The 12,185-nt window shown below is 61.4% G+C and carries 11 protein-coding genes; 9 read left to right on the top strand and 2 right to left on the bottom strand.

Features of this window, described 5'->3' with window-relative positions:
- Positions 1-192 precede the first annotated feature (192 nt).
- The 7 genes from BLP76_RS19255 to BLP76_RS16930 all read left to right on the top strand — a co-directional run bounded on the left by BLP76_RS19255 (position 193) and on the right by BLP76_RS16930 (position 7,858).
- Positions 193-441, top strand: a complete 249-nt coding sequence (locus BLP76_RS19255; protein WP_420867633.1) for a PopZ family protein — start codon at positions 193-195, stop codon at positions 439-441.
- A 151-nt stretch (positions 442-592) separates the two neighbouring features.
- The gene (locus BLP76_RS16905) at positions 593-3,298 is read left to right on the top strand and encodes a valine--tRNA ligase (RefSeq protein ID WP_092816112.1); all 2,706 of its coding nucleotides are present in this window, start codon (positions 593-595) and stop codon (positions 3,296-3,298) included.
- 270 nt (positions 3,299-3,568) lie between these two features.
- The gene (gene ilvD / locus BLP76_RS16910; protein ID WP_092816114.1) at positions 3,569-5,293 is read left to right on the top strand and encodes a dihydroxy-acid dehydratase; all 1,725 of its coding nucleotides are present in this window, start codon (positions 3,569-3,571) and stop codon (positions 5,291-5,293) included.
- On the top strand, positions 5,280-6,053 hold the full coding sequence (locus BLP76_RS16915) for a tetratricopeptide repeat protein (RefSeq protein WP_092816116.1): 774 nt from the start codon (positions 5,280-5,282) through the stop codon (positions 6,051-6,053). The genes ilvD and BLP76_RS16915 overlap by 14 nt, the downstream gene beginning before the upstream one ends.
- A gap of 227 nt (positions 6,054-6,280) precedes the next feature.
- Positions 6,281-6,673 carry a hypothetical protein gene (locus BLP76_RS16920; protein ID WP_139163769.1) on the top strand — a complete coding sequence of 131 codons (393 nt, stop codon included), beginning with the start codon at positions 6,281-6,283 and terminating at the stop codon, positions 6,671-6,673.
- 61 nt (positions 6,674-6,734) lie between these two features.
- Positions 6,735-7,256, top strand: coding sequence for a copper chaperone PCu(A)C (locus BLP76_RS16925; protein ID WP_092816120.1), 522 nt, complete (start codon positions 6,735-6,737; stop codon positions 7,254-7,256).
- Positions 7,257-7,261: 5 nt separating this feature from the next.
- On the top strand, positions 7,262-7,858 hold the full coding sequence (locus BLP76_RS16930; RefSeq protein WP_420867632.1) for an SCO family protein: 597 nt from the start codon (positions 7,262-7,264) through the stop codon (positions 7,856-7,858).
- Between the two features lie 14 nt (positions 7,859-7,872).
- On the opposite strand, the gene xth is transcribed toward BLP76_RS16930, so the two are convergent.
- Together xth and BLP76_RS16940 are read right to left on the bottom strand one after the other, a co-directional pair.
- The gene (xth, locus tag BLP76_RS16935; RefSeq protein ID WP_092816124.1) at positions 7,873-8,655 is read right to left on the bottom strand and encodes an exodeoxyribonuclease III; all 783 of its coding nucleotides are present in this window, start codon (positions 8,653-8,655) and stop codon (positions 7,873-7,875) included.
- Positions 8,656-8,705: 50 nt separating this feature from the next.
- Complete coding sequence (locus tag BLP76_RS16940) at positions 8,706-9,083, bottom strand: HesB/IscA family protein (protein WP_092816177.1); 378 nt, start codon at positions 9,081-9,083, stop codon at positions 8,706-8,708.
- A gap of 72 nt (positions 9,084-9,155) precedes the next feature.
- On the opposite strand from BLP76_RS16940, the gene BLP76_RS16945 reads away from it, so the two are divergent.
- Positions 9,156-10,361 (top strand): deoxyguanosinetriphosphate triphosphohydrolase, encoded by a 1,206-nt coding sequence (locus tag BLP76_RS16945; protein ID WP_092816126.1) that lies wholly within the window; start codon positions 9,156-9,158, stop codon positions 10,359-10,361.
- A gap of 52 nt (positions 10,362-10,413) precedes the next feature.
- Positions 10,414-12,180 (top strand): arginine--tRNA ligase, encoded by a 1,767-nt coding sequence (argS, locus tag BLP76_RS16950; RefSeq protein ID WP_092816128.1) that lies wholly within the window; start codon positions 10,414-10,416, stop codon positions 12,178-12,180.
- The last annotated feature ends 5 nt before the right edge of the window (positions 12,181-12,185 follow it).

Consider the following 12,185-nt stretch of genomic DNA (forward strand, 5'->3'; position numbering starts at 1 on the left):
CCGGATTTCTCCGCCCCGTTCGAGACTGCCGGGGGCGTTGAGGCTCAGTCGCCTGAGCCTGAGACGGAGCCGGTAAAAGAGACGAAGGTCGCCGAAACGGTTATGCCGGAGGCTGTGCAGCCTTCCTTTGGCCATCGCGCAGAGCCAGAGACATTCGAGCCGGCAAGGTCGGCAGCGAAGGAGCCCAGCTCTATGACGACTTATGAAGCGCATGCGCGCGCCGAGGAGCGGCTCTTGTCCGATGATGCGGATGAGGCGGTCTCCGGTGCCTTCAATTCTTTGGCGCATACCATTCTGTCTCAGAACGCGCGCACCTTGGAGGATCTCGTTTCGGAGATGCTGCGCCCGATGCTGAAAGAATGGCTCGATGACAATCTTCCCCCGCTTGTGGAGCGGCTCGTCAGAGAAGAAATCGAGCGCGTTTCCCGCGGACGTCGCTGATTAATTCTGTCGCGGCCCTCGGTCGCGGCGACCCCTTTGTTTGCAGCCGTTGCGGCTGCTGATCCAGACCGCTTGTTGACAGGCGGCGGGCGCACCAGTTTAACCGCGGCGGTTTCAGCGCCCGCTTCCGGGCCCATGGTGCGTTTCCCTCATGCTAGAAAAGACCTTCGACGCAAAGAACGTCGAACCCCGTATTTCCCAGAAATGGCTTGATGCCGATGCCTTCCGTGCCGGTGCCGGTGCGGAGCCTGGCGCAGACACGTTCGCAGTCGTCATCCCGCCGCCGAACGTGACCGGCTCCTTGCATATGGGGCACGCACTCAACAACACGCTGCAAGATGTGCTCGTGCGCTACAACCGCATGCAGGGCAGGGACGTCCTATGGCAGCCGGGCATGGACCATGCCGGCATCGCCACGCAAATGGTCGTCGAACGGCAGATGATGCAGCGTCAGGAGCCGGGCCGGCGCGATATCGGCCGTGAGGCCTTCGTGGAGAAGGTCTGGACCTGGAAGGCCGAGTCGGGCGGCATGATTCTCAATCAGCTGAAACGTCTCGGCGCCTCGTGCGATTGGTCGCGCGAGCGCTTCACCATGGATGAGGGGCTATCGGCTGCCGTCATCAAAGTGTTCGTGCAGCTCTACAAGGAAGGGCTGATCTACAAGGACAAGCGGCTCGTCAATTGGGACCCGAAGCTCCTGACGGCCATCTCCGACCTCGAAGTGCAACAGGTCGAGATGAAGGGGCATCTGTGGCACTTCAAATACCCGATCGAGGGAGAGGAAGGCCGCTACATCACCGTCGCGACCACCCGCCCCGAGACCATGCTGGGCGATACGGGCGTGGCCGTGCATCCGGAAGACGAGCGCTACCGCGATCTCATCGGCAAGCATGTGATCTTGCCGCTCGTCGGTCGCCGCATCCCGATCGTGGCCGATGATTATGCCGATCCCGAAGCCGGCTCCGGCGCTGTGAAGATTACCCCGGCCCACGACTTCAACGACTTCGAGGTTGGCCGGCGGAATGATCTCGCCATGGTTAACGTCATGGACGTGGAGGCCAATCTCGTCCTCGACGGCAACGAAGATTTCCTGCGCGACGTTCCGGAGAGTGCAGAACTCGCCGAAACCATCGCGGCTCTTCATGGGCAGGACCGCTTCACGGCGCGCGACAAAGTCGTGGCGATGATGGATGAGCGGGGGCTTCTCGAGAAGATCGAAGAGCACGTCCATGTCGTGCCGCATGGCGATCGCGGCGGTGTGCCGATCGAGCCGTTCCTGACGGACCAGTGGTACGTGGATGCCGTCACGCTGGCGAAGCCTGCGATTGCCTCCGTTCGCGAGGGGCGCACGAATTTCGTCCCGAAGAATTGGGAAAAGACCTATTTCGAGTGGATGGAGAACATCCAGCCCTGGTGCATTTCACGCCAGCTGTGGTGGGGACATCGGATTCCGGCCTGGTATGGGCCGGATGGCGAGGTCTTCGTGGAGGCCTCCGAGGAAGAGGCGGAAGCCGCCGCTTACCGCCATTACGGCAGCCGGGTGAAACTCGACCGCGACGAGGATGTGCTCGACACTTGGTTCTCCTCGGCGCTCTGGCCGTTTTCCACGCTCGGTTGGCCCGACGAGACGGCGGAGCTTGCCCGCTATTATCCGACGAACGTGCTCGTGACGGGCTTCGACATCATCTTCTTCTGGGTCGCCCGGATGATGATGTTCGGAATGCATTTCATGAAGCAGGAGCCCTTTGCGGACGTCTACATCCACGCCCTCGTGCGAGACGAGCACGGCGCGAAGATGTCGAAGTCGAAGGGCAACGTCATCGATCCGCTGGAACTCATCGAGGAGTTCGGCGCGGATGCGCTGCGTTTCACGCTGGCGGCCATGGCGGCGCAGGGACGTGACATTAAGCTTTCTCCACAACGTGTTGCCGGATATCGCAATTTCGGAACGAAACTGTGGAATGCCGCGCGCTTCTGTCAGATGAAGGGCTGCCGGCTGGATGCGACTTTCGATCCGGCTGATGCGAAACTGCCGGTCAATCGCTGGATCCTCACGGAAGCTGCCCGCACGGTCGCCGCAGTTACCGAAGGCATCACGGCGTACCGCTTCAACGAGGCGGCCGATGCTATCTATCACTTCGTCTGGGACACGTTCTGCGACTGGTATTTGGAGCTCATCAAGCCGGTTCTCGACGGGGACGACAAAGCGGCCGCGGCCGAGACACGCGCGGTCGCCGGACGGGCTCTCGTCGATATCCTGAAGCTTTTGCACCCCTTCAGCCCGTTCATCACCGAGGCGCTTTGGGACGAACTCGGCGGAGAGGAGGCCGGGCTTTTGGCTCTCGCGTCCTGGCCGGAGAGCGCATTTTCGGATGACGCTGCAGCCGACGACATCAACTGGCTCGTTCTGCTCGTGTCGTCGATCCGATCCGTTCGTGCGGAGATGAACGTGCCGGCCGGTGCCCGTACGCCACTCGTGGTCTGCGCGGCCTCCGAGCTGACGCAGGAGCGGCTTGCCCGTCATCAGGCGGCGATCGAACGGCTCGCTCGGGTGGATGCCATCTCGACCGCTCCGGACGTGCCGAAGAACGCGGCCCAGTTTCTCGTGGGCGAGGCGACCTGTGCCTTGCCGCTTGAAGGCGTCATCGATTTCGATGCCGAACGCTCGCGCCTTGAGAAAGAGATAGGCAAGGTCGATGGCGAGATCTCACGCCTCGACAAGAAGCTCAGCAACGAGAAATTCGTGGCCCGCGCGCCTGAAGAGGTTGTGGCGGCCGAGCGCGAGAAACGGGCGGAATACGTTGCCGATCGCGAACGCTTGGCGGCGGCGCTCGGACGGCTGAGCGATACGCACTGACCAGCGCAATTAACGGGGCCGTTATTGCGGCCCCGTTGCGAGTTCCTTCCTCCGCACGGCGTCGGCCGAACCGCCGCCTTCTCTCGTGTCGTCCTGTGAGACGGCTTCATGCCGGGAGTCGCTGTGGCCATTGCGCAACAGCCGCTTAGCGCAAGAAGCTCACCCCCTTAGACCCATTAACAAGCGCCACGTTTCAGTCATAAACGAAGCGCAGGCGGGGCTTTATGGCGAAGGCTCCACCCGGGGCTAGAGTTCATGGGGCTTAGGGGCATGGACGCGAAAAGTTTTGATAAGTCACGTTTGCCAAGCCGCCATGTGACGGAGGGTCCGTCGCGTGCGCCGCACCGCTCCTATTACTATGCGATGGGTCTCGGGACTGAGGAAATCCATCAGCCGTTCGTGGGTGTGGCGACCTGCTGGAACGAGGCCGCTCCGTGCAACATTGCGCTGTCTCGACAGGCGCAGGTCGTCAAGAAGGGCGTTGCATCGGCCAAAGGTACGCCGCGCGAATTCACCACCATTACCGTGACCGATGGGATCGCCATGGGACACGCCGGGATGAAGGCCTCTCTCGCATCGCGCGAGGTGATCGCCGATTCCGTCGAGCTCACCATGCGGGGCCACTGCTACGACGCTCTGATCGGTCTTGCCGGTTGCGACAAATCCCTGCCGGGAATGATGATGGCAATGGTGCGTCTCAACGTGCCGTCGATCTTCATCTATGGCGGAACGATCCTGCCCGGCAGTTTTCGCGGCAAGGAGGTGACTGTCCTCGACGTCTTCGAAGGCGTCGGAAAGCATCTGAGCGGCGAATTCACCGACGACGATCTTGCCGAGCTGGAAGCGGTCGCCTGTCCTTCTGCCGGCGCCTGCGGGGCGCAGTTCACGGCCAACACCATGGCGACGGTTTCTGAGGCGATCGGGCTCGCTCTGCCGTATTCGGCCGGCGCGCCGGCGCCCTATGAGTTCCGTGACCGGTTCTGCTATGCGGCGGGCGAGCAGATCATGGAGCTTCTCGCGCAGCAGATCCGCCCGCGAGATATCGTGACCCGCAAGGCTTTGGAGAATGCCGCAACGGTGGTCGCAGCCTCGGGTGGATCCACGAATGCTGGACTGCATCTGCCGGCGATCGCGCATGAATGCGGCATCGACTTCGATCTCTTCGAAGTTGCGAAAATTTTTAAACGTACGCCCTACATTGCCGACCTCAAGCCGGGCGGAAAGTATATCGCCAAGGATATGTTCGAGGCAGGCGGCATCCCATTGTTGATGAAAACCCTTCTCGATAACGGATTCTTGCACGGGGACTGCCTGACAGTCACCGGCCGCACAATTGCCGAAAATCTGGAACATGTTCAGTGGAACGATGAGCAGGACGTGGTTCATCCCGCGAACAAGCCGATCAGCCCGACAGGCGGCGTGGTCGGTCTTTCCGGAAATCTCGCCCCTGATGGCGCGATCGTGAAAGTCGCGGGCATGACCAATCTGCGCTTCAAAGGTCCGGCGCGTTGCTTCGATACGGAAGAAGAGTGTTTTGAGGCCGTGCGAAGCCGTCAGTACCGGGAGGGAGACGTTCTGGTGATCCGCTATGAAGGCCCGAAAGGTGGGCCTGGCATGCGCGAAATGTTGTCCACGACCTCTGCTCTCTATGGGCAGGGCATGGGCAGCAAAGTGGCGCTGATCACGGATGGACGCTTCTCCGGCGCGACGCGCGGGTTCTGCATCGGCCATGTCGGGCCGGAAGCCGCCGTGGGCGGACCGATCGCTCTTCTCGAGGACGGCGACGTCATCGAGATCGATGCAGAGGCCGGGACGATCTCGGTCGAGCTCGAGGACACAGAATTGGATCGTCGGCGTCAAAGATGGACGCCGCGCGAGACGGATTATCGCTCCGGCGCTTTGTGGAAATACGCGCAGACCGTCGGAGCGGCACGAAAAGGTGCCGTGACGCATCCGGGCGGCGCGGCGGAAACGGTGTGCTATGCGGATCAGTAGTGTTCTGCCGGCCGCGTGTCTGGCGGTGGCGATGGCGACGCCTGCCTTCGCCTTCGATCCGGATATGTCGGCCCGCGAGGCATTTCGCGAAGGATATATCGCCTACAAACAGGGCCATACTGCCGAGGCCCTGGAGGCGCTGTCCTATGCTGCGGATAAGGGCCACACTGCCGCGTTGTGGAAGCTCGGGCGCATCTACGCCACTGGCGACGGCGTCAGCGAGGACGATGCGCACGCCTTTCGGATCTTTGCCAAAATCGCCAACGACTATGCCGACGGCAACCCGCGCGGCTCGGATGCGCGCTTTGTCTCCGATGCCTTCGTCGCGCTTGCGGGCTATTTTCGTGACGGGATCACGGGAACGGTCGTCGCCGATGAGGGGAAGGCCCGGCGGTTTTATTCCTATGCCGCGTCCTACTTCGCCGATCCGGAGGCGCAGTTTCAGCTCGGCATGATGTATCTGAGCGGCCGCGGCGGTGAGAAGAACGATCGCCAGGCGGCGCGATGGCTGAAACTCGCGGCTGACAAAGGCCATGCCCAGGCGCAGGCGGAATTCGGACGGCTCCTGTTCGACGGCATCGGCATCCGGCGCAATGCGGTGAAAGGGCTGATGTGGCTCTCAATCGCGCGCAATTCCTACCGTGGCGACGACGCCATCCAATCGCTCCATGAGGAGGCCTTTGCGGCCGCGAGCGAGAATGATCGCCGCACGGCTATGGCTCTGGCGGAGGATTACCTCGCCAAGAGCAAGACGAAGTAGCTTTCGTCTCGCAGGCTCCCGGGAGCCATTCCCCGAAATCGCAGATCGATGAAGGCCGCCGCCATGCGGTCGATTGCTGTCGTGGAAACTGTCTCTCGCGCGGGGTGCTCTGCGGACAAAGCCATCCGGGCCACCCGGGCCGGCATTGCTGCGCGACCCTAATTCCTTCGATTGAGTTTCGTCTTTTTGGCATTGGCTTCCGCCCGGCGATCGGGCATGACTTTGTCATGCGCTTTATGAGGCACGTGCTCGGTGACAAATTCGTCGGTGGCCTGGTCGCCGTCGTCGTCGCCTATATGCTTCTTTTTCAAGGCGTTTCAGGTGCTTACGCGATCGGCTTTATGGCCGGGGGCAATTCGACGGCCCTGTGCAATCCGCTCGCATCGCCTGGCCAGAAGAACGAGGGCAAGAGCCACGACAACGGGGCATGCCCCTGTTGTTCTGCGCTTTGCCATTCCGCGAGCCTTTTGCAGCCGCTGGTACCGCAGGATGGTGCAATTCTCCTTGCGAGTTTCGGGCCGTTTCTTGTGGTCGCCCGCGACGTTAGGGGCGGGACCTCGCATCCGTCCGAGCTGCGTCTTGCCGCCGAAGCCCGCGCGCCACCCATTCTCTCCAACTGACGCTTTTCCCTTCCGTGCGGCCTCTGCCGACGGTTCTTTTTATGCGCAGATGGAGAAATCGATGCGCCTCGTTACGAAACTCTTTGCGGCTGCTTTTGTCTTTGCCGCCACCCCCGCTCTCGCTCACGGATACAAGCTCGGCAATCTCGAGATCGGTCATCCCTGGACACGCGCGACGCCGCCTTCGGCCACCGCCGGCGGCGGGTTTTTGAAGATCACGAATACCGGTGATGAGGACGACCGTCTTGTCTCCGCCTCATCGCCGATTTCCGGTCGGGTGGAACTTCACACCATGGATATGTCGGGTGGCGTGATGAAGATGCGCCAGCTCGAAGATGGCATCCCGGTGCCGGCCGGAGCGACGGTCGAACTGAAGCCCGGTAGCCTGCATGTCATGTTCATCGATCTGACCGCTCCCATCGAAGAAGGGGCGAACGTGCCGGTCACGCTCACTTTCGAGAAGGCAGGTTCGGTCGATGTGGAAATGTCCGCCACGGCCGTTGGCGCTCCTAGCCCCGGCGGCAAGCCAATGGAGATGGACGGGCACAATATGCAAATGCCGGAAAACAGCAAAACTCAGTGATGTCGATGCGCAAAATTTGGCTGCTCGTTGCAGGAGCGATAGCGATCCTCGCCGTTTCGGCGGTCTTCGCCTTTCTACTGACGCCGCCTGAGCGATTGCAGCAAAGCGTTGGGGTGGCCGCCATCGGCGGCCCCTTCACGCTCGTCGATGAAGAGGGCAGGACGGTCAGCGAGGAGGATTTCCGCGGCAAACCGACGGTGATCTATTTCGGTTTCACCTTTTGCCCCGATGTCTGCCCGACGACGCTTTACGAACTCTCGGGTCTGATCAAGCGGCTGGGCGACGATGCGGAAAAGCTCAATTTCGTCTTCGTTTCGGTCGACTGGGAGCGTGATGGGCCGGAGAAGATGAAGGATTACGTCTCCGCCTTCGATCCGCATATCCGCGGGCTTTCGGGCAATGAAGAGCAGATCGAGAAAATCGCGAAAGCCTATAAGATCTATTACAAAAAGGTCCCGACCGACGATGGTGACTACACGATCGATCACACGGCTTCGGTCTATCTGATGGATCAGGACGGAAAATTCGTAGGAACCCTCAATTACGGTGAGGACAGCGACTCGATGTTCGCAAAGCTGAAGCGGCTTGCCGAAAACGCCTGACTTTCACGTCGGCCTCAGCTGAGTGCGATCCACACCGGGACATGATCTGAGGGCTTTTCCCAGGCGCGCACATGCTTGTCGATGCCCACGGCTGCCAGACGGTCGGCGGCTTCGGGCGACAAGAGAAGATGGTCGATGCGGATGCCGTTGTTCTTCTGCCAGGCGCCGGCCTGGTAGTCCCAGAACGTGTAGATGTCGCCCGCATCGGTCACCGTGCGCAGCGCTTCGGTCAGGCCGCGTGCGGTGAGCTTCCTGTAGGCATTGCGCGATTCGGGTTGGAAGAGGGCATCTTCCGTCCATCTTTGCGGGTAGCGGGCATCGATCGACTCCGGGATAATGTTGAAATCGCCCGCCAGCACGAAGGGTTCTTCGAGCGCGAGCCGATCGTCCACCCACGCTTCCAAGCGTTCCATCCAGGCGAGTTTGTAGGAAAACTTCTCCGTCCCGATCGGATTGCCATTCGGCATGTACGCGGAGACGACACGAACGATGCCGTCGTGGTCGTCCGGCACGATCGCCTCCAGAAAGCGAGCCTGGACGTCGTCCTCGTCGCCGGAAAGACGCGGCGTCACGTCTTCCAGCGGTCGTTTCGATAGGATCGCGACGCCGTTGAAGCCTTTCTGGCCATGCGTGGCGACGTTGTAGCCTAGCGCTTCGATCGGTTCGCGCGGGAAGGCCTCGTCGATCGATTTGATTTCCTGCAGGCACACGACGTCGGGGCTCGCTTCTCCGAGCCAGGTAACGAGGCCATCAAGGCGCGCTTTCACGCCGTTGATGTTCCAGGTGGCAATCTTCAACGGCCTGTCCGATCTCTGCGCGCCCTTTGTCGGTCAGCGCGTTCTATGTGTCAGATTGAGAAGCTGGTGCCGCAGCCGCACGAGGCGGTGGCATGCGGGTTTTTGATCTGGAAGGACTGACCCATCAAATCGTCGACGAAGTCGATCACCGCGCCTTCCATAAAGGGGAGAGACATGGAATCGATCAGCACTGTAGCTCCGTCGCGCGCGAGCACGAGATCGTCGTCGTCATGCGGGTCCTGGACGAGATCGTAACGGTACTGAAAGCCGGAACAGCCGCCGCCTTCGACGGAAATCCGCAAAGCCGTCTCCGCAGGCTCGCCGGAGAGAATTTTGGCGATGCGCTTTGCCGCACGATCCGTCAAAACAACCGCCGTCTCCGGGGCTTGTTCGGTGTTGTGGGCGCTTATCGTCGAGGCCTCGGTCATGGTGGCCACCTTGCTCATCTCAATGCATCGTAGCTAAGAAGCACTGCCCCGCAAGTCAATCGTAGCCAGATCATGAGTGCGAGCCTTCCTCGTCATCTCCTCAAGCACGGCGCCCGCTGGAGAGCGCCCTATGCCACAGACCCGGATGAGGGAGGTGGCCGTGTGCATGAGGAGAGGGAGGATCGTCTGCGCTCGCCGTTCCAGCGAGACCGGGACCGGATCGTGCATTGCACCGCGTTCCGGAGACTGAAGCACAAGACGCAGGTCTTCATCCGGCCGGAAGGCGATCATTTCCGGACGCGGCTCACGCATTCCTTGGAGGTTGCGCAGGTTGCGCGCTCGATTGCACGCCCCCTCGGTCTCGACGAGGATTTGACGGAGGCGATCGCGCTTGCGCACGACCTCGGGCACACGCCGTTCGGTCATGCCGGTGAACGGGCTTTGAGTGCCGCGCTCGGAGAATATGGTGGTTTTGACCACAACCTTCAGAGCCTGCGTGTCGTCACGCGGCTGGAGAGGCGCTATGCGCGCTATGACGGTCTCAATCTTTCGCGTGCCTCTTTGGAGGGCCTCGTCAAGCACAACGGGCCACTGAAAGGGAAAATGTCGGCGCTCTCTCCAGTGGTGGTGGAGCTCAATGAGGCGCTCGACCTCGATCTGGAAAATTACGCGGGCGCGGAAGCCCAGATCGCCGCAATTTCCGACGATATTGCCTATGATGCGCACGACATCGATGACGGATTGCGCTCCGGTCTCCTGCATCTGGAGGATCTTGTCGAGGTTCCTCTGACGGCGCGTATCATCGGCGAGCTCAAGCAGGCGTTTCCCACTCTGGAGCGCTCGCGCTTCGCGGCCGAGCTCACGCGGCGGTTGATCACCGTGATGATCACCGATGTGCTTGTCGAGACGGCCAGGCGGCTTGAGGAGACAGGTGCGGCGTCGGCATGTGCGGTCACCCATGCCGGGAAGCCTACGGTCGGCTTCTCGGAAAACTTGGCGCGCGAGGAGAAGGAGCTGAAAGGCTTTCTTTTTTCGCGGCTTTATCGCCATGAGAGCGTTATGCGGGCAGCCCATGCCGGTGAGGCGATCGTGACGGATCTTTTCAACCGCCTGCAGTCGGAGCCCGAGCTCCTGCCGGAGGTGTGGCAGGCACAGGTCGATATGGCCGATGAACGAAGGCGGGCACGTCGTGCGGCCGATTATATCGCCGGGATGAGCGACGGCTTCGCGGTCGCCGAGCACCGTCGCCTGTTTGACCACACCCCCGATCTCGGCTAGGGGCCAAGCCTATCGAACGGTATGCCGCGTAGACGGCAACGGATATTCCAGCATGAACCTTTTTGATGATTTTGCGGAGCGGGTCCGGGCCGCTATCGCCCGGGTCGTAACGGAAAGCGAGATCGCGCCGGAGCTGCTTGCGCGCGTGGTGGTCGAGCCGCCGCGCGATGCCGCGCATGGCGACCTTGCCACCAACGCTGCGCTGGTGCTCTCGAAACCTCTGGCGATGAAGCCGCGCGACCTGGCGACCAGGCTCGGTGCCGAGCTCTCCCAGCACGACGATGTGGACGCCGTGGAGATCGCCGGCCCCGGCTTTCTCAATCTGCGTCTGGCGCAATCCTTCTGGGCGCGGGAACTCGCAGCCATCCTGAAAGCCGGCGACCGCTATGGCTACGTGCAGGCGGGGCAGGGTGCGGCCGTCAACATCGAATACGTCTCCGCCAATCCCACGGGGCCGTTGCATGTCGGCCATTGCCGCGGCGCCGTCGTGGGCGATGCGATCGCAAACCTTCTGGCGGCATCCGGCCAGGCGGTGACGCGGGAATATTACATCAACGATGCGGGCTCGCAGGTCGACCAGCTCGCGCGCTCCGTTCATCTGCGCTACCGCGAAGCGCTTGGCGAGACGATCGGCGAGATCCCGAAGGGGCTTTATCCGGGCGACTATCTCGTTCCCGTCGGCAAGGCGCTTGCCGAAAAATACGGTGAGGCGCTCAAGCACCTGGATGAAGCCGATTGGCTGCCTCTGGTGCGCGACTTCGCGATCGCCGCGATGATGGAGAATGTCCGCGACGATCTCGCCAGCCTCAATATCCGGCACGACGTGTTTTTCTCCGAGCGTTCGCTGATCGGGAATGGCCGTGACCGGGTGGCGGAACTCATTGCGTGGCTTGAAGAGCGGGACCTCGTTTACTGGGGAACGCTGCCGCCGCCTAAGGGGCAGGAGAATGAGGACGAAGACTGGGACGAGCGCGAGCAGCTCCTCTTTCGCGCAACGTCGTTCGGTGACGATGTCGACCGGCCTTTGAAGAAAGCGGACGGCAGTTATACCTACTTCGCCTCCGACATCGCCTATCACTTCGACAAGTTCGAGCGTGGCTTCGCTCATATGATCGATGTCTGGGGCGCTGATCATGGCGGCTACGTCAAGCGCATGACGGCGGCGGTTAAGGCCATTTCTGAAGGCGAGGGCGAGCTGGAAGTGCAGCTCTCGCAGCTCGTTCGGCTCTTCCGTGCAGGAGAACCCGTCAGAATGTCGAAGCGGGCCGGTGATCTCGTGACGCTCGCAGACGTCGTCGACGAGGTGGGGCGCGACGCGGTTCGCTTCATGATGCTGACCCGCAAGGCGGATGCGCCACTCGATTTCGATTTCCAGACCGTGACCGAGCAGTCGAAGGACAATCCGGTTTTCTACGTGCAGTATGCGCATGCGCGGACGGCCTCCGTGCGGCGGCAATTTGCGCAGGAAATGCCGGAGATTGACGAGACACCCGCAGAACTTGCCTCAGCTGAGCGGCTCATCCGGCTCGAAGATCCCGGTGAGCTCCAGCTCATCAAGCAGCTCTGCGATTGGCCGCGTATCGTGCAGCTTGCCGCCCAGAGCAGAGAGCCGCATCGGATTGCGTATTATCTCTACGATTTAGCGAATTCCTTTCATGTTCACTGGAACAGAGGCAAGGAGTCGCCGCAATTACGCTTCATTAAGCCTGATGATATAGAGATATCAAAAGCGAGGCTTGGCTTGGTGGATGCTGTTGGCATGGTAATCCGAGCGGGCTTGTCGGTGCTCGGGGTCGAGGCGCCCAAGGAGATGCGCTGAATCTC

The sequence above is a fragment of the Afifella marina DSM 2698 genome (genome assembly GCF_900102695.1).
Classification (GTDB): Bacteria; Pseudomonadota; Alphaproteobacteria; order Rhizobiales; family Afifellaceae; genus Afifella; species Afifella marina.